The 21,854-nt window shown below is 55.7% G+C and carries 19 protein-coding genes and 1 pseudogene; 17 read left to right on the top strand and 3 right to left on the bottom strand.

Going from position 1 to position 21,854, the window contains the following annotated elements:
* Positions 1-85 precede the first annotated feature (85 nt).
* The 5 genes from SH410x_RS13375 (at position 86) to SH410x_RS13395 (ending at position 7,280) form a co-directional block, all read left to right on the top strand.
* A complete protein-coding gene (locus SH410x_RS13375) occupies positions 86-1,546 on the top strand; it encodes a hypothetical protein (protein WP_473673834.1) in 1,461 nt (486 codons plus the stop codon).
* Positions 1,547-1,969: 423 nt separating this feature from the next.
* On the top strand, positions 1,970-3,091 hold the full coding sequence (locus SH410x_RS13380) for a hypothetical protein (protein ID WP_473676966.1): 1,122 nt from the start codon (positions 1,970-1,972) through the stop codon (positions 3,089-3,091).
* Between the two features lie 311 nt (positions 3,092-3,402).
* Positions 3,403-4,551, top strand: a complete 1,149-nt coding sequence (locus SH410x_RS13385) for a DUF1573 domain-containing protein (RefSeq protein WP_473676967.1) — start codon at positions 3,403-3,405, stop codon at positions 4,549-4,551.
* A gap of 70 nt (positions 4,552-4,621) precedes the next feature.
* A complete protein-coding gene (locus tag SH410x_RS13390) occupies positions 4,622-6,364 on the top strand; it encodes a glycosyltransferase family 39 protein (protein WP_473677311.1) in 1,743 nt (580 codons plus the stop codon).
* A 7-nt stretch (positions 6,365-6,371) separates the two neighbouring features.
* Positions 6,372-7,280, top strand: coding sequence for a DUF1559 family PulG-like putative transporter (locus SH410x_RS13395; protein ID WP_473676968.1), 909 nt, complete (start codon positions 6,372-6,374; stop codon positions 7,278-7,280).
* Between the two features lie 19 nt (positions 7,281-7,299).
* Here the strand turns inward: SH410x_RS13395 and SH410x_RS13400 are convergent, their stop codons facing one another.
* Complete coding sequence (locus SH410x_RS13400) at positions 7,300-7,614, bottom strand: transposase (protein WP_473676969.1); 315 nt, start codon at positions 7,612-7,614, stop codon at positions 7,300-7,302.
* Positions 7,615-7,784: 170 nt separating this feature from the next.
* Here SH410x_RS13400 and SH410x_RS13405 point away from each other — a divergent pair, with 170 nt between their 5' ends.
* The 7 genes from SH410x_RS13405 (at position 7,785) to SH410x_RS13435 (ending at position 15,880) form a co-directional block, all read left to right on the top strand.
* Positions 7,785-8,063: a hypothetical protein gene (locus SH410x_RS13405; RefSeq protein ID WP_473676970.1), complete on the top strand. Its 279-nt coding sequence runs from the start codon at positions 7,785-7,787 to the stop codon at positions 8,061-8,063.
* A gap of 111 nt (positions 8,064-8,174) precedes the next feature.
* Complete coding sequence (locus SH410x_RS13410) at positions 8,175-8,342, top strand: hypothetical protein (protein WP_473676971.1); 168 nt, start codon at positions 8,175-8,177, stop codon at positions 8,340-8,342.
* A 1,536-nt stretch (positions 8,343-9,878) separates the two neighbouring features.
* Positions 9,879-10,079, top strand: coding sequence for a hypothetical protein (locus tag SH410x_RS13415; protein WP_473676972.1), 201 nt, complete (start codon positions 9,879-9,881; stop codon positions 10,077-10,079).
* 446 nt (positions 10,080-10,525) lie between these two features.
* Positions 10,526-10,894: a hypothetical protein gene (locus SH410x_RS13420; RefSeq protein ID WP_473676973.1), complete on the top strand. Its 369-nt coding sequence runs from the start codon at positions 10,526-10,528 to the stop codon at positions 10,892-10,894.
* Positions 10,895-10,915: 21 nt separating this feature from the next.
* Positions 10,916-14,281 (top strand): DUF1553 domain-containing protein, encoded by a 3,366-nt coding sequence (locus SH410x_RS13425; protein WP_473677312.1) that lies wholly within the window; start codon positions 10,916-10,918, stop codon positions 14,279-14,281.
* On the top strand, positions 14,269-15,555 hold the full coding sequence (locus tag SH410x_RS13430) for a DUF1501 domain-containing protein (protein WP_473676974.1): 1,287 nt from the start codon (positions 14,269-14,271) through the stop codon (positions 15,553-15,555). Before SH410x_RS13425 ends, SH410x_RS13430 begins: the two co-directional genes overlap by 13 nt.
* A gap of 16 nt (positions 15,556-15,571) precedes the next feature.
* Entirely contained in the window at positions 15,572-15,880 is a 309-nt protein-coding gene (locus SH410x_RS13435; RefSeq protein WP_473676975.1) for a hypothetical protein, read from the top strand.
* A 451-nt stretch (positions 15,881-16,331) separates the two neighbouring features.
* Here the strand turns inward: SH410x_RS13435 and SH410x_RS13440 are convergent, their stop codons facing one another.
* Positions 16,332-16,724, bottom strand: coding sequence for a zinc-binding dehydrogenase (locus tag SH410x_RS13440; protein ID WP_473676976.1), 393 nt, complete (start codon positions 16,722-16,724; stop codon positions 16,332-16,334).
* Between SH410x_RS13440 and tnpA the strand changes: the two are divergent.
* The 3 genes and pseudogenes from tnpA to SH410x_RS13455 form a co-directional block, all read left to right on the top strand.
* Positions 16,708-16,908 (top strand): annotated as a pseudogene (gene tnpA / locus SH410x_RS13445) (IS66 family insertion sequence element accessory protein TnpA); the annotation flags it as partial. The gene SH410x_RS13440 and the pseudogene tnpA overlap by 17 nt on opposite strands.
* 145 nt (positions 16,909-17,053) lie before the next feature.
* Positions 17,054-17,416 (top strand): IS66 family insertion sequence element accessory protein TnpB, encoded by a 363-nt coding sequence (tnpB, locus tag SH410x_RS13450; RefSeq protein ID WP_473676977.1) that lies wholly within the window; start codon positions 17,054-17,056, stop codon positions 17,414-17,416.
* 156 nt (positions 17,417-17,572) lie between these two features.
* On the top strand, positions 17,573-18,193 hold the full coding sequence (locus tag SH410x_RS13455) for a transposase (protein ID WP_473676978.1): 621 nt from the start codon (positions 17,573-17,575) through the stop codon (positions 18,191-18,193).
* Positions 18,194-18,197: 4 nt separating this feature from the next.
* Here the strand turns inward: SH410x_RS13455 and SH410x_RS13460 are convergent, their stop codons facing one another.
* Entirely contained in the window at positions 18,198-20,351 is a 2,154-nt protein-coding gene (locus SH410x_RS13460; protein WP_473669771.1) for a recombinase family protein, read from the bottom strand.
* A gap of 253 nt (positions 20,352-20,604) precedes the next feature.
* Between SH410x_RS13460 and SH410x_RS13465 the strand changes: the two genes are divergently transcribed.
* Positions 20,605-21,267, top strand: coding sequence for a hypothetical protein (locus SH410x_RS13465; RefSeq protein WP_473676979.1), 663 nt, complete (start codon positions 20,605-20,607; stop codon positions 21,265-21,267).
* A 332-nt stretch (positions 21,268-21,599) separates the two neighbouring features.
* Positions 21,600-21,839 carry a hypothetical protein gene (locus SH410x_RS13470; protein ID WP_473676980.1) on the top strand — a complete coding sequence of 80 codons (240 nt, stop codon included), beginning with the start codon at positions 21,600-21,602 and terminating at the stop codon, positions 21,837-21,839.
* The last annotated feature ends 15 nt before the right edge of the window (positions 21,840-21,854 follow it).

Below are 21,854 nucleotides of genomic sequence, written 5' to 3' on the forward strand. Positions count from 1 at the left end.
ATTTGCTGGGATAGGTATTCATGAAAAGAGGCTTCCTCCTGCAAAATGTTGGTTCTCACACTAACACCGCAGGAAAGGAAGCCTCATGGATGTCAAAGCTAACGTCGGAAGCCTTATTCACGCAATCGCAACTGATGAGATTGCGCAGTTCACTGGCCAAATTGCCGACGATTTGCGGCAACAAGTCACCATGCTGCTGGAGTTGTTCGCCGGGAACGACCCGACACCTTCGCGAACGCTTGACCTGGAAAATGCTCTTCAAGACCATCTTCGGGAATTCGGACGCAAGTTGATACAGTGGCTCGTTTCTCGACTTGAACCGGAACTCTCGCAGATGCCCGGAACGATCAAGCACCAACGTAAATCTTATCGTCGCTTGGCCGAAAAAACGCCACGGACCGACGTTGTCACGCGGTTCGGGAAAGTCACAATTGTTCGCGCCCGCTATCGACGCGGTCGATCCGGTCGAACGATTTTTCCGCTCGAAATGTTGCTTGGCGTGGAGAACGGATTCACGCCCGCAGCGGCGACCCGCGTCGGCAAACAATTTGCTGCCGCAGGAAGTTCTCAAGGCCGAACGCTGGAGTTGGTCGAGGATCAAATGGGTACGAAAATCGGCACCGAGAAGCTTCGCAAACTCGTCGGCACACTCGCTGGTGGCATGGAACCCTTTCGTGAGCAGGCTCAGGTGGACAAGTTGATGAAACTGGTCGAGCAAGCCCGGCAGCGGAAACTGAAGCCGGTGCTGTCGGTTAGTCGCGATGGTGTGGCCTTGGGCTTGGCACCATGGAGCTTCTTCGAGATGGCGAGCGTGGCCTGCGTGAGCGTGTTGGCTGACGGCAAGAAGCTCGGTACAGTCTACCTGGGCTGCACTCCCGAAAGCAATCAAGTCACGCTCTCGACGCAATTGACCAGCCTGCTTCAATCGACGATCCGTCGCTGCGGTGACTGCGTGCCGGAGATCGTGTACGTCAGCGATGCCGGCAAGGTCGAGACGGCATATTGGAAGAACACGTTGCGGAAGTTCTTCGTCGATGGCGTGCGGATCAAGATCACTCGCGTCGTGGATTACTACCATGCGGCGGAGCGTCTGACGACGATTGCCAAAGCGCTCAAGTTTGGCAAGAACAAAGGCAAGCGGCAGGAGTGGCTTGAACATGCTCGCTGGTTGCTGCTGCAGCCCGGCGGACACGGAAGGATGCTTCGCAGTATCGCGAAAATGCGAGAGCTACATAAGTACAAGGCGTCAGAGAAAGAAGAAGCCGTCAAAGCGGAACGATACCTTCGTCGCTACAGTCGTTTTATGAATTATGCTGAGATGAAATCACGAGGCTACCCAATCGGTAGCGGCGTCGTGGAATCGGCTTGCAAGCAAGTGGTCAGCGAACGGATGAAGTTGTCCGGCATGCGTTGGCACAAAACCGGCGGCCAAAGAACCATGAGCTTACGCTGTCTGCTACTGAGCGGAATTTGGGATACTGTCTATAGGGCTTGGCTCAACTCAAAACCAACCGTCAGCGAACTTATGAATTCGGGAACCCTGTGAATTACCGACTCGATGAGCGCAGCACCCAGATCGCACCCTGTCAGTGGCACATGCCTGACATTTGCCCGGGCAGGGTTTTTGTCTGCGAGGCAGATTTAGCTAGTCCAACAGGGGCAAGCTGGCAACTCGATCATGAAGGTGGATGCGGAGCTCGCTCTGATTGCAGCTAAGCACGTCCAGACAAGTCATTGGGTTGTATCAGCCGTCGACCGCTAGCTCACGCGGTTTGCGTTAACCGGATGCTAGCGCATTTCGGCTGATTGAGTGATGCCGAGATAGTTCACCGGATGCGCTTAACTCGTCAGAGCTCCAAAAATTCATCGCATCACCCGAGTTTCATCTAAACAACTCTGTCACGCTACAAATATGATGGTCTTTCGAGCAGTTACCAGAGCGGTTCGCCCCGTGGTCGATTTGGGCGTTATGCGATGCAGTATCAGCCTCATGCTGCTCGTGTCGTGGTGCCTCCACCCCACCGGCTCGCTGGCTCAGTCGCACAGTAACGCCGAAAACGAGTTGTTGAGTGCAGACGATCTTCGTCGAACCCAGATGGTGCCGCGCACATACTTTTACGGCAAAGAGTTTCGATACAAGATCGAAACCGAAAGCCGTACTGGAGACGGTGGCGCAACCTTTTACTCGGGGCACTTGGATACGGGTGCCAACGGTGTGCGCACGCTCGCCATTGGTAAACCGAGTCCGCATCGCTCTTACATTCCCGTTCGGCTGATGCATTACCAGGAAAATCCAGGGGAACCTCACATTGATGATGATCCGTTGCTCACCTATTTCGAGGGAACCAATGGACGTATCAGTCATAGTTTCGACCGCAAACTACTCTACAACTTCGAAGGCAGGAAGAGAGTGACTTCATTTGGCAATGAGTCGGTTGGCTATGGCTTGTCTGCTTTTCCACTCGACCCACTTGTCTTCCTACTTGTTGACGATCTCTGCGCAATCATTGGGTGCGAATCACCTGATGACATTAAGTTTGTCGCAATGGGCGACAAGCTTCAAACGGAGTGGTTCGAACACAAAGCAGATCCTAAGGCGATTCGCATGTCGACAACCGACCCCGATGATCCATTCTATGCGGTCTTCACCTCAGGACCTGAATACCTGCCCCTGGAGACAACGCGACCACCCCATGGTCCATTGCAAACTGATATCTCAGAATTGATGATCTTCGACGGCTTTCGATACCCCAAGAAGGCAACCCATCAAGCCGTCACACCGGATGGAACATTCGGATACATCTGCTCGATCGAAATGCTCGACATCCGCGAGATCGACGTCCACAATTTTGAATGGATCCCACCCTGGCCTGCTGGCACGGAGTGGATGCGTGAAAAGGATAGGAAACGTTTTCATGTTCCTTACTCGGATGCGCAACTGGCATCGATTCAGCAACACGCTTTGGCCAATGCTCGTGCCGATGCGCCGCAGCCGAAGTCGTCTTGGTTCTTCTATCTCAACCTTGGCTTGATAGGTCTCATCATTGCAATGGCGGTGTACCGCTTTTGGCCACGATCGGAGCCAGTCTAATGACCGTTTTCGGAAAAGCCGTCTCTACCTTGATTTTCGGTCTGTGGCTGGCCTGCACGACGGCGTGGGCCTCGAACGACAACGCACAGAACGATAACTCGCAACGCGAGCGAGATCAAAACCACAATTCAAGTGTGAACGAAGAGCCATACCGCAACAACGCGTCTGAGGAGGACGGCTTCTGCGGCTTGGAAACTGCCCTGCGATGTGCGGAGAAATTGCAGGCAGCGTGGCGTGAAACTGACGCGACTCGTCAATTGGAGGCATTGCCGTTTGCGTCAATGGCGAAAGTCAAGGCTGGCCTGGACTCCTTGGACTTGAAGACGCGGGTTCTTGCGTTGACGCCAGCCAACCGCGAATTTATATGGCGAAAGCTAGGTGAAGGCGCTGTCGGCATTGCATGGATGCCGCCCGCCAAACGCGGACCTTACCGTGAATTCGACATAGGTCATTTTGCCCTACTCGAACACCTGGAACCAACAGGCGACGTGACACTGCTCGACGCTGCTTCTGCGCAGATCTTCAAACGAAGTCTTGAGCCTGGCACAGAAATTCCATTGCTCTTGGTGGGTTCCAAGCCGCTTCATGACAGCCATGGTGAAATAGCGAATCGATTCATCAAAGCTTTCTTAACGTCGCCATGGCTCGTTGGGGCATTGGTGATGGCATTTGCGGGGCAACTGGTTCATGCCAGCCGGCTACGATGGCATTACAAGACACTTTTGTTCAGTTGCCTAGCACTGCTCTTTTTAGTGGCCTTTGTTCTCTCGCGGTCTTCAAACGTCAGCACCATCGCTTCACAGTCCGATGCCCCGCCCAAACCTAAACCCGACAGTTCCATTGTATTCGAACGCGCGAGATACGACTTCGGCGTACTGACGAAGGGAAGCGATCAGCCACGCAGCCTGACAATACTTAACAAATCAAATGCGCCCGTGCAACTCAGTGAGATTCGAACCTCTTGCTCCTGTGTTGCTGGAACTCCCCATCCGAGTCTGATCCCACCGAACGGATCGGGGGAGATCAAGCTACAATTCTTCACCTTCAATGACGGTGCCAATGAGTATCAAATCCGCGCTACGTCTGTCGATCAGCAGGTTGCCGAATGCCAGATTCAGTTCACAGGCAAGAGTCCGGTCAAGGTCTTTCCCAGCGAACACCTGTTGGGTTCAGTTTCCTACACACGATATGATGGTGAAAACTGGTCAATTCCTTTGGAGTTCGTCCACCAGGACGGCAAGCCAATCTATGGAGTCAAAGTTGGAGATATCGAAGGGAGTCAGCCGTTGTTGGTTGACGTGGAGACGAACCATCCCGCTGCTGACTTCGCACTCACCGTCCGGCTCAATGACCAAGTGCGACGGAGAGGTTTCGTTTTTCAGGAGGTCCCTCTTGTAATAGCATTGGGAGCAGAAACGGTTACCGCATCCTTGAAGGTAGGGGCGGATTTTGTGGAATAGGGCTCTGCTCGGGAGGACGTCTTGGTTCACCACGATCGAGTTCGCCAACCGCAACCACTTGATCATCTTGATGGTTATGATAGCGATCCAGTCGATCTTGCTGGGATGGCATGCCTATCGGTCTTCGCCTGTTAGTGATGAATACGGCCATTTTTATGCTGGAATCCGATACTGGCATCACGGGGACTTACACTCGTTCAACGTCAACCCTCCCTTGGTTCGTGCTCTTGGAACTTTCCCTGCCTATTTGAATTGGGACGAACTGGCATATTTCACGCCCTCCTTTGACATGATTGATACCCTGAGGTCGGGCGCCCTGAGCCGGGTTTCAGTGCGGAGTGAGTTTCCGTATGGCCGTGAGCTCTATGCCAGTTCTCCCAAGCAGTTTCAACAGCAGCTATTTTGGGGACGACTGCTTGTCAGCCTGTTCGCCGTCGCCGCAACGGTGGCGATTTTTCGTTGGAGCCAAACGTTGTACGGGGTAACACCGCACAATCCGAGTGCGCGCAAGCTGAGTTCGTACGGGTCGGCGATCGGGCTGGTTGCGGCCGGCTTCTGGGCATTCCAGCCACAAGTCTTGGCGCATGGATCGCTGATCACCAATGACATTGCGGTGACGGCAGCGATGCTGGTTAGCAGCCTATGCTTTTGCCGTTGGATCAGGTCGCTCCATTGGCAAGATGCAGCTTTGGGCGGTGCAACACTCGGGCTGGCACTGTCTTGTAAATTCACAGCACTGTTACTTTGCCCGATCTATCTCGCCTTCGTGATTTGGAGATATTGCAGCACCAGGCAGCCGCGCATCATCGGCCAAGCGTCACTGACGCTGGCAATCACCTTGCTGGTGATCGCATTGCCCTATGGCTTCGATGGTGTGGGAAGGCCGCTTGGAGAATTGAAATTCTCCGAAGATGCCCTGTATGGGCAAACAAATGATGAAATCGCGTCCCGATTCGAGAACGCTTGGTTCGGGGGGATCCCCTGCCCGGTTCCCGAACAGTATCTCAACGGCATGGACCGTCAACAGAGTGACTTTCGTGAAGGGATCATCAGCTACGCCGCAGGGATGAACACGACACACGGATGGTGGTGGTTCTATCTGTATTCCATGTTAGTAAAATTGCCAACGGGAACGCTCTTTGCGATAGCCGCCAGCCTGCTCTACCTGATCGGTCGCATCTTCGATCGTGACCATCGTTGGTCCATTTCCTTGGATCAAGTACTTATCGGCTGTATCGCCGCCGCGATGATTGAGATCACCGCCTACAAAAGTGGATTTGCACAACAACACCGATACATTTTTCCATTGTATCCTTTCCTCTTCCTGTTGATCGTCGCGCCGCTGGCAGGTCATCACGAGTCAAAGCCAGGCCAGATCGTCAACGCTGGCATCCTCGTGGGACTCCTGGTCACGTTTATTGCATCCATTGGCATCGCACCCCATTGGCTAGGCGCTTTCAATACCGTTTCAGGTGGTACTGAAAATGGCCATTTTCATCTTTTCAACGACGCCACCGACTGGGGCCAAGACAATGATTTGGTCGCGCATTGGATCGCGACCCATCCGCAACATCGCCCACTCAAATTGATCTCCAGTACAGGGCTCGGAATGGGGATCCGAGAGGCCTATCCAGAATTTGCAACGCTGGGCCGGTACAATGATCCCAACCAAAAGTGGTTGATCGTCAGCAAGTCAGACCTTTCTCGCAATCCCAGCCTTCTGCACTCACTTCCAAACGAGCCCATCGAACCGATCGGCGCAAGCCACCTTCTTTTCCGAGTCAACAACGCAGCAGTGCCACCCATCCGATAGGACTCCCATGAACCAATCTCATTCGAAATCGGGAAGCATCAGGCCGCTTCGCTACGGCATGACCTTGATTGAACTGCTGATCGTATTTGCCATCATGGCGCTGCTGGCGTCGTTGCTCACCGGTGCCGTCCAGAATGCACGTGAGTCAGCTCGACGCACCCAATGCATGAATCAACAACGACAATTGGCGTTGGGCATTCAAATGCACGCTGGCAAGCATAACTACCTACCCAGCAATGGCGGCAACGATGGCACGTCCACGGTGAGGTCGGCGTCTGGCGATCAAGTCCGAATCGGAACTTATACGTTGGCGGCTGATCGACAATTTTGGTGGGGAGTCGGCCTACCCGGAGCCGCGCCGCCGCAACAAACGGGCAGTTGGGCTTACGCAATTTTGCCATCACTGGAACAAACCGAAGCGTATCAGTCCATCCAGGTCGAATCCGCCGGGCCGCTCTTTCGTTGCCCGAGCCGTACGCGAGCAAATCCGATGGTTCCACGGGATGATTCCTACGGCAAGTACTCTGCGGGCGATCGAGCATGGGCCAAGACGGACTACGCGGGCAACCGCCGAGTCATGCTGAACTTCCCAGACGCTCAACGTCTCAGCGCGATCGCAGACGGACTCAGCAATACCTTGGGGACGGGCGAGAAGGCGTTTGACCCGATCATTCAAACAGAAACAAGTTGGTACTACGACGAACCGATCTTCAGTGGCGGCAGCAACGGGACCGTTCGCAGTGGTTTGTTGATCGAGCGAGATGGCCCCGGCGCACGTTATCAAGATAACTGGGGATCCGCCCATCCGGGTGGCGCCCTGTTTTCTAGACTAGATGGATCGACGGTATTCCTCACATCCAGCGTGGATGGCGAGCTGTTTCGTAGCCTGATCGACCCCAAAGACGGCGCGCGCTGAATTTCGACAGAACGACGGACTAGCGGCGATGGGGACAGAGCATCAGCCACCGCCGCGCCACCTCTTGATCGTCCCAAGTCGCCACCACATCGGGCCGGGACCTCAAAATCAGATGGAAATGATTCGAGAGAATTGAGAACGCCAGCAGATCGATCCCGAAACAGGCCGCGAATTGCTGCAAATACTGCTCGATCCAGACCTTGCGGTGGTCGAAGTTTTTCCCGGAAAACTCATCGTCTCCCAGTAGGAAGCAGCGACGGCATGTCCGGGAAATGACATGCGCGATGACCACCTCATCAGGATCAAACACTTCACTCCGCGCCAAGCGAACCATCACACCTCTCCAGGGAATAGAACCGGCAAAGTCATCTATTTCAGGATATGCCTCGCATTAGGGGAAGTCAAACACCTCACAGTCATGCTCTGTCCCTAATTCTCCTAATTCTCTCTAATTCTCTCGGCAATGAATAGTTGCCTTCGCTCGTGGATTACGTACCATTATCGATGGAGTCACTGCTCAAGACCGTGACGCTGACGGAGGTGATGAAGATGCCCAGACAAGCTCGTGGGCAAGTGATCGATCCCAATGAGATTCAGATCCTCCACCGTATCGAGAGGTGCGTCCGCAAGGCGTGGCTCTGGGGGAACGATCCCGCTACTGGAGAGTGTTTCGAGCACCGCAGGGGCTGGATCCGCGACCGAATGGAATTACTCGCCTCCGTGTTCGCGATCGATTGTCTGACGTTTTCGATCATGAGCAACCACCTACACCTGGTTTTATGAAGTCGCCCGGACGTCGTCGCGGCGTGGTCGGACGAGGAGGTCGCCCAGCGTTGGCTGCGGCTGTTCCCCGCACGTCGTAACCCTGCCGGCCCGACGAGACCGGAACTGAACATGATCCTGAATCAGCCGGAGGTTCTAGCCTCGCGGCGTCAGCGATTGTCTGACATGCGCTGTCTCGCCGAGAATATTGCCCACCGCAGTAACGCCGAGGGCGAGGCTCGCGGCCACTTTTGGGAAGGGCGGTGCCATGCGTCGAAACTCTCAATTGGAAGAAGTTGAATTTGTCGTGTGCTTACGCAGTAGCTGCGTGAGTTTCTAGCTTGTCTTTCGGACAGTACGTTGCGGGGTCCGAAGTGATTCTGGTGGTGCAGGGCGACCTTGACCGCTTTGGTGCTCAGATATCGTCCCCCTGACCCGCTCGCAAACCTTCCACTTTGATTCCATCCGGGGTTGCTGCTGCGCTGAAATTGGAGAATCGGATAAAAGTCCGCCCGATGCTCGGTGGCAGCATTTTGCGAGGAACGGATGAAAGCCAAATCGGCCGAAAACAAAGCCGCGGTTCTCGTGAAAAGTGAGTGGCCTTTTTTCCTCTCATTGGCTATCACGCCATGAGCAGGAACTGCTTTGCAGCGGCGGACCCCGCAGCAAACATCCCAAAACAACCTCGAAAGCTGCGGGCTTGCTTTGCAGTCAAACCGTCGAGAGACTCTGCGGATTCTCTCGAGCATAGAACCGGTCCTGACCGCGACGGCACGCTTCGCCCGCAAGGCTCTCGTGCGTGCAGACTGCACGCTTGACGATGCGTCCAGATTTACGCACCACGTCGCACCAAACGTGCATGTCTAAACCAAGCCGCTGCAAGATCGGCTGCCGAACGCTTGGAGCGTCGATGGCCTATGGATCAACTCCTGGAGCGATGAAGTATCCATTTTGAGCATCGCCCGAGATATTAATGAAGATGCGAGGCTGGCTTGGAGAGAACTGAATCTCTCCGTGAGTTAGGATTCGCTGGTTTGAGTTGTTGTATATAATAATACCACGATGGCCAAACGTGAGACTATTGCTGGCCTGCATGGCTGCCCTAGTTCTAAATGCGTCAAGACACAAGCCGATGTTCGGGTCATGATGAAGAAGAAGCAATCTAATACTTTGAACATCAGTCGTGTTGTTGATGAAGCGAACATGCCTATTCATCGCCTATTCCTTTCAGTGAATAGCGTCAGTAAACGTGCAGGACATCCCCTGAGGAGCAGATGCCATCGAGAACTTTGCCTGCGCGGCAGAACCCAACAATCATTGCCGAGCGTGAATTGTTCGTGTTGGGCGTAAATAGCGAAATTTACTTGCTGCACGACGAAGGTTACTGTAGCGATGCGTCCCTGCTGAGGCCGTCAGATTATTTAATACCCCTCGATAGCATAGCATAACATAGAACAGCATCGCATTGGGTTCAGGGAACACAAGTTTCGTTTGCGAGGAGTTTTGCGGGCACGTCGCTGATGCGACTCGAACGTGAGGTGCTGTTGTCAATTTGCATCCAAACAGTACCAGTGACTTTCGTCCCAAACGGAAACGGTTCATTGCATTTCCCCCGCCAAGCACGTCGGGTGAATTCATTCGGCATAAATAGAAAGGGGTCGGCATGAATGGCACAGTCATTTGAATTTTGCGCAGTTCATCTATTGGCGTTCTGCGTTTTTCCGTAAATTTTGCAGATCGCCTGGACGCTGATCTTGCTTCGATACGCTCTCGGCCTCGATGATGTGAATGCCCTCTCTGGTCAATGCTGCTACGCGAGAGCAGGGAGGGTTTTCTATGTCCGTGATACCGAACATCGCACCTCGTCGCAGCTTCAACTTGGGCAACGCGGTTGCTGAGTTTCTTTTGCACCCCGAACTTCCCTTTTCGCAAATCCTCACGCAAGAGCGGATCGCACGAGTCTTTGCTCGGCACGGTGGAACCTTTGGACGCACCTACACCACGGCCATCGGTAACCGTACACCAGAACCATTGTAAGCGCGAGGTTTAGCTTGGTGGGTTTTGTTTCGTTTCACTTGAGCGGAGAAACCCCATGTCCAAGTCCGAGACCGCCCGACTCTGGGCTGAACGCTTGCAGTACAGTTCGGAGGGACATAGCACTTCCTCAAGCGAACTCGTGATCGCCCCTCTCCATCGGCGACGCCAACCAAGGTTCAATATCCTACGTGGGAACGGGACTGAATCGTCTGTGGCTGTCAGACGCTCACAGGCACGCTGGCGAAGATGGTATCGAAGAAGTGTTCGATGACAACACATCGAGTGCAGATCGTATACAGTGTGTTTACCGCTCGACTGGGACGTTCGAATCGTTATCAGTCAGAAACTGAAAAAGCGGACCGCTCCCATCGCCTTGATGATTCGCTTCACCTATCCGCATCTTTGCCAAATTGATCTCCACCATCCCTCTCCGTCTGACGACCCCGATGCCATCGCGTCGTTGGAAGATCAGCCGTATCGTTATCGCATCAACGCTGAAATATTTTACGACGATCTTTGCCTTACTTTTCCTGACTGCGGTCACGGCCGTCGCGGCAGACCCGTCACTGGTGGCCCGCTGGGACTTCGATGGTAATGATCCGATCGAACTCGTTCCGCATGGCGGTGTGAGGTCCGGCGAAGCGGGTCCGGCAGCGCCGGAGTTCCCGGATCTGCCGAAGGGAAACAAGGCGATTCGACTGGATGGGAACGGTGCCCGGCTGATGCTGCCGGTTACTGGGAAGGACACGCGCTTCCAATTCCGCAAGGGCGATCCAATCACCTTGGAGGCGTGGGTGAAGCTCGATGGGAGTTAACCCCGTTCACCCATTTATCTCATCGGCAAAGGGCGGACCGGTGATCCAAAGTTCGGCAAGGACAATCAGAACTGGTCGCTGCGTGTGGTTTCTGGCGGCGGTGGCGCTGCGCAGTTGAGCTTCCTTTATGCGGCCGAGCCGGGCAACGGTGCCTCGGCGTGGCATCGGTGGACTTCCACCGCCGGGTTCGCCGCGAACGACGGCTGGCATCATGTGGCAATCGCCTATCGTTTTGGGGATCCGGAATCCATCCGTGGTTGGATCGACGGCAAGCCGTGCGATGGGCGTTGGGATTTAGGCGGTGAGGCCAACGTGAAACCGTTGGTCGACGAGGACGCGGTCTGGATCGGATCAGCTCAAAATGGAGCCCGTAGCAACAGCTTTCAGGGATGGCTCGATGCGGTGGCGGTGCATCGGGCGGTGTTGGATGACAAGACAATGGGAACGCGATTCAAACGCGTCGGTGGTCCGCGAGTGGTCACGCCAACACCGCAGACCACGCCAGCTCCGGAAGCAATGCCTCGGATTGCCGGTGTACCTGCTGATCGCGTGTTGCTCACCCTGACGGAAGGATTGCCTTCGGAGACGCGGTGGATGAAGGAAGGCGAGACCGATGACGGAGAGTGGATGCGTTTCGTCGGCGATGAATTCATTTTACCCCGTATTCCCTTGCGGCACGACGAATGGGGCATTCGCCAGAGTTGGAAGGTGCCGATGCTCGTGCGAATGGTCGCGGACGTCCAGCTGCCGCCCGGAAAACAGCGCATCATGCTACGAGCACGGGCTTTAGGGCGATTGTGGATTGACGGTAGAGTGGTGGCCCGGACCGAAGCAATCACGGAGCAGCCGCCCAATGGGGAGGAACCTGTCACGCCGGTTCGGGAACCACTGCTGCCGGGTCTGCGCATCGCCGGCTACCATCAACAGGAAGTGTTTGGCGAAGTAACCGTTGAGCCTGGGAAAATGTCCCGGGTGGTTTTGGAATTGGTGGTTGGCGGAGCCCAACTGCGGCCGGAGACGGGGGAATTCTGCGTGGCCATTGAGACGGCAGACGGTGAATCCTATGCGGTCCTGCGGGCGGGAGCCCGCGATCGATTGCCCCTGACCGACGAGGCCGTGGAGCCCGTCTTAGCCGACATTCAGAAATCGCTTGATGAGTTTGATGACAGCAACCGTCGCCGGGCGGCGGCCAGTCAAGATGATTTCTGGGAACAGCGACACGCCGCGGCGAGAGAATGGACCCGCGTGAATCCCGCACCTCCCGTGCCGGAGATCGAGGGTGTCCATCATCCGATCGACGCGTTCGTAAGAGCAAAGATCGAGCGGGCGGTGACGGCAAGTGCGGGAACCAATCGAAAGCAGGCCGAGGAGTTTCATGGAAAGATCCTGCCGCTCTTGCGAGAGAACTGCTTCCGCTGCCATGGCGAGAAGGCGAAGGGGGGATTGCAGCTGGATTCCCGCGAACGCTTGCTGGAAGCGGTGATGCCTGGCGATCCAGGAGCGAGTGAGCTGATTGCCCGCTTGAACAGCGATGATGAGGACGAACGGATGCCACCGACGGGTGATCCGCTGGCCGACAGCGAGATCGCATTGTTGGAAGACTGGATTGAGCAGGGCGCGGCGTGGCCCAGTCCTCCGGTCGATGCGGTCGAGATTGCCGAACGACCTTTGATCCATGATGCCGCTTTTCTGCGGCGGGTATATCTTGATACGCTGGGAGTCCCGCCGACATGGGCCGCCGCGAACGCATTTCTCGCCGACGAAGGTAAAGATAAACGCGAACGCCTGATCGAGCGTCTGCTGAGCGATGAGCGGGGCGCTGATAACTGGGTCGGTTATTGGCAGGACATGTTGGCCGAAAACCCCGCTTTGCTGAATCAATCCCAAGGATCGACCGGGCCATTTCGCTGGTTCATTTATGATTCTCTCCGGGACAACAAACCGCTGGATCGGATGGTCACGGAACTGATCCTGTTACGGGGCGGAAAGTATGAGGGCGGCAGTGCCGGGTTCGGCATGGCGGCTGAGAACGATGCTCCGTTTGCGGCAAAGGGCCACATCGTGGCGTCTGCCTTTCTCGGTATCGAACTGCAATGTGCGCGCTGTCACGACTCGCCTTATCACAGCACCACCCAGCGTGATCTATTTTCGTTGGCGGCCATGTTCGAACGCAAACCTGTCGGCGCGCCCAAGACGAGTACGGTTCCGGCCGGCTTCTTTGAGAATCTGGAACGCAAGCCCCTGATTCAGGTGACACTCCAACCCGGTGAACAGGTTCCGCCAGAATGGCGGTTCGCCGAAGCGACAGGGATGACTGACGGAGATGCCGTCGATCGATTGATGCAGGATCCGAACGACACCCGCGAACGGTTGGCGACGTTGATCACGGCGCCCGGGAATCGTCGCTTTGCCCAGGTTGCGGTCAACCGAATCTGGAAACGGCTCATGGGTGCGGGGTTGGTGGAGCCCATTCACGACTGGGAAGGCCGCCAGGCCAGTCATCCTGATTTGCTGGATTGGTTGGCAAACCAGTTTGTCGCCAACGGTTTCAATGCCAATGCCATCATTCGTTTGATCCTTACTTCCAATGCCTATCAGCGGCAGGCCATCGAAGGCAATCTCGCTGCGTCGACCGAACTGCGATTCTTCAGCGGTCCGGAGCGGCGCCGACTGAGTGCCGAACAGGTTGTCGACTCGCTCTTTGTGGCGACCGGGAATCAAATGAATATCGGCGAGCTGACTTTTGTTCACGACGGCCGGCGACCGCTCAGTAATCGGCAGACGCTGGGCTTTCCCCAGCGTGCCTGGATGATGGCGGATCTCAACAACGAACGGGATCGTCCGAGCCTTTCTCTGCCCGAGGCGCGTGCGATCACCGATGTCCTCGCGGCTTTCGGATGGACGGGTGCCCGCCAGCAACCGATCATGCAACGCGACCTTGATCCAAACGTTCTTCAGCCTGGCATTCTCGCCAACGGCACCCTCGTCACCACCTTGTCTCGTGCTGCGAACGAAAGTGCTTTGGCCGAGCTCGCGATCAACGCCACTTCACCTGAGGAATGGGTTGAAACGATGTTTTTACGCGTTCTCGCACGACGACCGACCGCTGGAGAACAGCAGCAGTTCTCCGCGGCTCTGCGGGAGGGATTTGCCGATCGGGTGATTCCAGCCGCCCAGGTCCAGCCACTCGAGGATTCCGAACCATTGCCGCTGATCACGTGGTTCAATCACCAGCGGCACGAGGCGACCGAAACTCAGAGTGCCGTGGAACGCAGGGTGCTCAAAGGTCCGCCCGCGGATCCTCGTTTGCGCCCGGAATGGCGGAAGAAATCAGAAGACATGGTGTGGAGTTTGATCAATCATCGGGAGTTTGTATGGATACCCTAAATGGGAATCGTCGTCAATTTATCGGTAGCACGACCGCCGCTGCGGGAGCACTCGCGCTTCCCGCTTTCGCCGAACAGACGGAATCGCTGATTCAGGGCAAGGCGGAGCATGTCATCTCGATCTGGCTGGGCGGCGGGATGGGGCAAATCGATACCTTTGACCCTAAACGGAAAGGGGATCCCAAAACACGGAAACCCGGGAGCTACTACGACTCGATTGAGACAGCCGTTCCGGGCGTCCGGTTGTCCGAACATCTCTCCGGGCTGGCTCCGCTGATGGAGCACGTGACGGCCGTTCGAACGGTGAATCACACCGTCATCGACGAGCACGCCGCAGCGACGAACCGGATGCACACAGGGCGTCCGATCAGTGGCACGGTCACCTATCCCTCAATCGGATCGATCATTTCCCACGAGCGTGGCGCGGCCGACGAAGGGGCGCCACCCTATGTGCTGATCGGCTACCCCAATATCACCCGCGGTCCGGGCTTCCTGGGGCCGAAGGCGGGCTACCTCTATACGACCGATACCAGCCAGGGGCCGGCGGGATTGTCCCGCCCGGACGGTATCACACCGCTGCGTCAATCGAGACGTGAGGAATTTCTCTCGATCCTGCAGAACAACACGCTCCCGACGGAAGAATCCCGCCTGCTGGATTACGATGCCGCCATTGAGCAAAGCCTCAGGCTCAGCGGTCCTGAATTCAATCGTGCCTTCCAAGTCGGCGAAGAGCCGGCGGATCTACGGAACCTGTATGGCGGCGAATTCGGTCAGCGTTGTTTGCTCAGTCGTCGGTTGGTCGAGCGAGGTGTGCGGTTTATCGAGGTCTCGCATAATCTGAATTTTATGAATGGCGCGGGATGGGACGTCCATCACGAAGGAATCCTGGATCAGCACGAACTGATTCGGGAATTGGACACGGCCGTCTCAGCATTGATCACAGATCTGAAAGCGAAGCGTCTCCTCGACAAGACACTCATCATGATTACGACTGAGTTTGGTCGACCCCCAGAGTTCGATGTGCGCGGCGGACGTGCACACCAAGGCAAAACATTCAGCTGCGTTTTGGCTGGCGGAGGCCTGTCACACCAAGGAGCCTATGGAGTGACGGACGAACTTTCAAAACAACCGGTTGCAGATCCAGTCAGCGTGCCCGATTTCTTTGCGACTATCTGTGCCGCGGTGGGAGTGAACTATCGCAAGCATCTCTATGATGGCGACCGCCCTGTGCCGATCACCGATCGCGGGACCCCGATCGGCGCGTTGTTTGCCTAGTTGCGCACGGGGGTTCATGACCGCAATCTGCCTCCTCGCCCTCGCCCCACAAGCCCCCACCACCGAAACCGAAACCGAAACCGAAACCCATAAAACACCCCCCGGATCCCAAACCGACGTCATCATCATCGTCGGCGCCCCCGGCACACCCGCCGCGAGGTTCCGCGGCACCCGCCCGATCGCCCAAGCCAAAGACAACGTCTCCTCGACGGCCCCACCGCCGCCCGCCAAACCCTCACCGCCACCCGACTCCCCTTCACTCCCGCCGAACTCACCCAACGCACCGACCTGGAAACCCAACTCGAACCCCTCACGCTCCAACTAGCCAAACTTTATCAAGCCGCCGAGCAGCGTCAGAGCGATGCGAAGTAACGTTCACTGAAAAACCGGACGCACTTCCATATAAGCAACCACTCGCAACCCGAGAGCAAGCAATAAACAGCATGTGGCATGGTGAGTGGTCCCTACAACGTTTTCCAGATGTACTCTCACACCGCCCCACCGAATCGGACGGCTCGATGATCGACAAAGGCAACAAAAGCCCGTCGCCACTCATTGTCGACCGACGGCTCCTCCCGTCGCGAGAACCCAGCGTGAAGCTGCTCATACGGACGGAGCCGTCTGGCTACAATCGTCGACCGACCACTACGGCCGTCGTGAGTCTCCCCACTGCATCAGTTTCCGCTGACTCCTGATGTCCCCCTCGGACTACCGCGCCACCTTCTCCGGGCGGAGCTAACCACCCCGATCATCGCCCGAGTACCTGGAGCGTCCCGCTACGAGATCCGAGGGGGAAGCGAAACAGTCTCGCCCGCCACATCGAATGCGACTTTGCCGCGGAGCGAATACGACCGCCCGTTCTCCACCAGCTCATGAGCCACGCCCATTCGAGCGAGCGGAAGAGTCGCGCCGATGATCGGCTTCACGAGACCGCGCTCGACCAGCGTGGTGAGCGAGTCCAGCTTTCCTCGGTTCTGGCGTGTGAAGACAAAGTGATAGGCGACGTTCCTGCCCCACGCCTCGATGAGATTCCGCGGCTGCGCGATGTCGACGATACTGACGACGCGTCCAAAGTCGGGTAAGCGTTCTATCTTCCCATGTTGACTGGGCCGATAGCCTGGTGGGTTTCTTTCCAATTTCAGGAGAAACCCGATGGTTCGCTTGCCCAATCCCCAACTTGCCGATCAATGGCGACGCCGACTCAGGCGATTCCACAACGCCGACACCACTGTCGCTTGGTTCTGTCGTCAGGAACAATGCTCGGTCGCATCGTTTTATCAATGGCGACGCAAGCTCCAAGACGATCAGCACGAGACCGCTGCAGGCGAGTTTGTTGCTGTCGACCTGACGCCCCCACTGACTCCCGAGATGTCACACGCGATGTTCGGATTGAATTGCCCGGAGGCGCGATCGTTCACTTGGACGCGGAGTCCGGGCAAGGCCTTCTACACAATGTGGTCGCTGCGATTGTCCAAGCCACCACCACTGGGAGAGCATTATGATCTCAGTCGCCCCAGGATATCGCATCTTCGTCTACACCCAGCCCACGGACATGCGAAAAAGTTTCAACGGTCTCTCCGGGATCGTCACGCAGCACTTCGAGGTCGATCTGTTTGCAGGACACTTATTCGTGTTCTTCACTCGCAAGCGTGACTTTGTCAAGATCCTGATGTGGGATCAAGACGGCCTTTCCCTGTGGTCCAAACGACTCGAAAGCGGAACGTTCGAAAAGCTCAATCGAAACACAGAAGGCAATCTGGAGATCGATTCCGCTGAGCTAGTCATGATGCTTCGCGGCGTTCAGATTGAAGGTTCCAGGCGACGAAAACGATACTCGATCAACGATCGAAAAGCAGCTTGAATAGTAGATTAGGGACAGTAGTAGATTAGGGACAGGCAGTGAATAGTTGCCTACGATCGCGGATTGCATACCATTGCCGACGGTTTCGCTGCTCAAAACCGTAGTAGATTAGGGACAGGCAGTGAATAGTTGCCTACGATCGCGGATTGCATACCATTGCCGACGGTTTCGCTGCTCAAAACCGTGACGCTGACGGAGGTGATGAAGATGCCCAGGCAAGCTCGTGGGGAAGTGATCGATCCGAATGAGGTTCAGATCCTCCACTGTATCGAGAGGTGCGTCCGCAAGGCGTGGCTCTGCGGAACCGATCCCGCTACTGGAGAGTGTTTTGAACACCGCAGGGGCTGGATCCGCGACCGAATGGAGTTCCTTGCATCGGCGTTCGGTATCGATTGCCTGACCTTTTCGATCATGAGCAATCACCTGCATCTTGTTCTAAGAAGTCGCCCGGACGTCGTCGCGGCGTGGTCGGACGAGGAGGTCGCCCAGCGTTGGCTGCGGCTGTTCCCCGAACGTCGTAACCCTGACGGCAGCCCCGCCGTGCCGACGAGACCGGAACTGAACATGATCCTGAATCAGCCGGCGGTTCTAGCCTCGCGGCGTCAGCGATTGTCTGACGTGAGTTGGTATACGCGCTGTCTCGCCGAGCATATTGCTCGCCGCAGCAACGCCGAGGACAAAGCTCGCGGCCACTTTTGGAAACGTGCGGTGCCATGCGTCGAAACTCTCAATTGGAAGAAGTTGAATTTGTCGTGTGCTTACGCAGTAGCTGCGTGAGTTTCTAGCTTGTCTTTCGGACAGTACGTTGCGGGGTCCGAAGTGATTCTGGTGGTGCAGGGCGACCTTGACCGCTTTGGTGCTCAGATAACCGACGCAATCGCTGTACCTCGTTCTCGTCTGCCCAGAACAACCAGACGCGTCCGAACGGTCGTTGGTCGGCAATCGCCCAACCACGCGTCACCCAGTCTTTCAATTTTTTCTCAGCGACTCCAATCGCGGATGCGAGATCGCTACCAAGCCATTGGTCATCAAGTGGCTCGGGGGCAGTCAGTTGCTGACGACTTGTTGGATCGTCCGCTAGCAGCTTACCGATCATCGACGCTGAAATCGGCTTGGTGTGCCGCGGCGAACGATAGCCTTCTTGCTCAAGTATCTTGGCCACCTCAGGAGTTCGACGCCCTTCCAAAACCAACTCAAGCATACGTGTCATGAGTTCACGATAGTTGTCCATCTGCGGATACAGTGTGACCGTTCGTGTCATCTCGTAAACGCTCTCATATCCACCTCGCCACTGCAATCGAACGTCGACACGCTGAGTGTTGTTCTGGACCGCTACGATCACTTGTTGTAGTAGCAGTCGAATGATCTCTTTACGATCGACAATGCTTAACGATTCGTTCCAAAGTGAATGCACATCGCGAGAACACTGAAGGATCACATCGCGTTGAGCCTGTGCGAGTTTTGTTGAAACTTGGCCTCGTAGCTCGTTCAATTCCTGCTCAGTGGCTTGCAGTTCAATGAGCGACTGCTCCCAATTGTTTTCCAACTGTGCCGCTACCAAACGATTGGCCGGATCAACATGACGATAGCCTCGCTCAGCAACCTCAACTGCATAACGTGCTTGCTCGACGCGATCAACAAACAGTTTCTCCATTTGTTGCCTCCGCGTCTCTTCATTCTCGATCACTTGCAGGCTCAGTTCGACGCCTGCTGGCGAGAGAGCTTCAAGGATTTTACTTTCAACGAAGCTATCCAATATCTCACAACGAATCGAGCTGTGACATGGCGTGGCAGCGGCGACCGTTCGGTGGCGAAAGCAGCCATACATTGAATGAGAATTCTTCGGATAGTTGGCCGACAAGCGACGACCACAATGGCCGCACTTGATGATTCCACCTAACAACGCTGTGCCACCGCGAACCGGACCACTGCGGTCGGGACGACTATCGTTTTCGGCCAGACGTTGTTGGTTATCACAGTACTGCTGCCATGTAATGTAAGCAGGATGTCGATCAAGCAGTAGCACCTTCCACTGTTCGGGCGGAAGATGTTTTTTTGACGTTTTTTGTGGTGATTTAAGACCGTACTTTTTTTTACGTCCATAGCCATACGCGCCAGCGTAGAGCGGGTGTTTGAGCATCTCGTAAACGGTCGTCTTGGCCGCCAAACGCCAGTCGATCTCGTTCGTGACCCCTGCTTGTCGGTTGCGAAACGGAAGTCGAATGTGATGCTCAGACAAATAATGAAATAAGGCGTGAGAGCTACCAATCACTTGAAATTGTTCAAAGAATATTTTCATCACGTGACGTGCGGATTCGTCAGGATCGAGTTGTGGCATTCCACGCGCGTCGAGGACATAGCCAACCGGAACATCGTGAAACAACTCCCCGCGCTGAGCTTTGCTCAAACGCCCTCTTTCCAGTCGGACCTTCATGGTGTGCAGTTCCATCTCACTGATGATTCCCTTGAGGCCCAGGACGAGTCGATCGTTCGGATCATGGGGGTCAAAGACACCATCTTCATCTGCAATCAACGTATTGAAAATCGCACATACTTCAAACAGATCGCTCCAGTCCTTTGAGTTGCGAGCCAAGCGGCTCATTTCGAGTCCCGCGACAAGACCGACTTTTTGATCGGTGATTAATTCGAGCAGTCGGCGAAAACCTTCTCGCTGGGCGCTGCCGCTTCCGCTGAGACCAAGATCGTCATCAATGACCATCACTTTGTCGGGCTCCCAGCCCAGTGCAATGACACGATCTTTCATCGCGTACTGACGTGCGGTTGATTCCTGATGATCTCGTAGTTGGGCACAGGTGGACTGTCTGACATACACGGCCGCATCAAGCTCGAGATGCTCCGCCGTCACTTTCGGATGAAGGAAGTTCCTTGGGCTCGCTTCGAGAACTGCCTTCGCGCTAATTGCAAAATTATTCATCACTGTCCTCCTCGCCGCGGGGCGACTTCAGTGATGACTTGGCCGCTGCTTGCGACAGGAGTTGCAGAATTCGATGTTTGGTCTGCGGGTCGATCGCATGCTCCCACACGCGATCGAGAGGAACCGCTTTTACTATCGATGGCGACGATAGGCGCGGGGGGGGACAGCGGCGGGTTTTCCGTCGGGGCGCATGGGAGACCTTCCGTGATTTGTTTGCGGTGGTACCGCTCCAGCCAGCAAACGAGCGATTTGAGTGCGGAAAAGTCAATTATCCCGATTTGGTCAGATCGGCCAATCCCGATTTCCATCGCGTTGCGAGGGATGGTTCTGGGAAGGTCGTTTTCGGGCGCAGGTACTCCTCGATGAAGCGAGTTTATTGGCGTGTGCAGCCTACGTTGATCTCAACCCGATTCGTGCCGCCATGGCGGAAACGCCTGAATCGAGCGAGTACACCGGAGCCAAGGACCGGATTGATGACTTGACTCAATGCTCCGATCGGACCCGCCAAAGTACCCATGACTGGGAGCGAAGCCGCGGCCGGCATCGCAGCGGCTGGATGAGTTCGATGGAAATTGACGAGCAGAACGATCCCGTCGGGCCGCACCTGGACCATTCGGGCAGACGAGGCAGCCTGAAGGGTTTCCTAAGTGTCTCGTTGGCCAGCTATCTGGAATTGCTCGACTGGACAGGCCGTCAACTCCGCAGTGACAAGGTCGGTGCGATCCCCTCGAACTTGCAGCCGATCCTAACTCGCCTAGGCTTGGATACCCATGCCTGGTGTGACGTCGTAAGCCGATTTGGGCGGGTGTTCAAGCGAGCAGCGGGTAGCCCAGAGCATCTCGCCGAGGAAGCCAGCCGTCGCGGTCAAGGTTGGCTCTGCGCCCGTGACAACCCACTCGGGATATCTTCGGCCTGACCGCCTTCGGAAAACCCCGTTTTATCCCATCCGAGGCCGCTGCTGCGCCGATATCGGAGAATCAGATGAAAACCAGCCCGATGCTCGGTGGCAGCGTTGTGCGAGGACCGGATCGTAGTTAAATCGGCCGAAAGACAAGCCGCAGCCCGAGCTGAAAAGTGGGTGGCCCTCTTTCTCTCCTCTTTCTCCCGCCCTCTTTCTCCCTCCACAACGCAGTGTCGCCACCGTGTGAGGGATCATATTTTCCCTTGGTACGTGATTCTTGGGAACGTTCATGGGAGGGACTCCCTAATTATGTCCGCATCGTAAATTGGCTTCCAAAGGATGATTCGTTGGATCACTTCGCAGAACTCGGTCACTGGCAATTAGTGGCCGGGTTCTACGACCAGGACGATTGGGAAGCCCAAACCGAGCGGTGGAAGAGCAAGACGGCAGGAATGTCACAAGTTGATGGAATCATGTACTCAACTTATGAACGAGACTACACGCGTCTTGACGCGTTTTATCAAGTTGGTTATGGAGCAGTGAGATATTCCTACACGAAAACCAGTCAACTCCACCCAACGTTGTGAGTGGAGTTGGTCAAG

The organism is Rhodopirellula sp. SH410 (assembly GCF_055811895.1).